1 pseudogene is annotated in these 288 nt (G+C 56.2%); it reads left to right on the top strand.

The window, feature by feature from the left end:
• Positions 1-34: 34 nt before the first annotated feature.
• Positions 35-288, top strand: a pseudogene (locus LZP73_RS20430) (hypothetical protein); the annotation flags it as partial.

Below are 288 nucleotides of genomic sequence, written 5' to 3'. Positions count from 1 at the left end.
CTACGGTGCCACCCTGCGTGCTATCGGCCACAGTATGAGCGAAGAGATCATTTATGACGCCGAAGGTCACCCGTTAACGCGTGATTTACGCAGTTACGGCGCACCGAAAATTGGTGACATTCCGCGTGATTTCCGCGCTGTGCTGGTGCCGAGCGACGATAAAGTCGGCCCATTCGGGGCGAAATCGATCTCGGAAATCGGTGTAAATGGCGCCGCTCCGGCGATTGCTACCGCAATTCACGATGCCTGCGGCATCTGGTTACGCGAATGGCATTTCACACCGGAGAA

Origin of the sequence: Shewanella sp. AS16 (genome assembly GCF_021412365.1) — a bacterium.
Classification (GTDB): Bacteria; Pseudomonadota; Gammaproteobacteria; order Enterobacterales; family Shewanellaceae; genus Shewanella; species Shewanella salipaludis.
The sequence above is the reverse complement of the archived record's forward strand: the minus strand, read 5'-3'. Positions and strand labels throughout refer to the sequence as shown.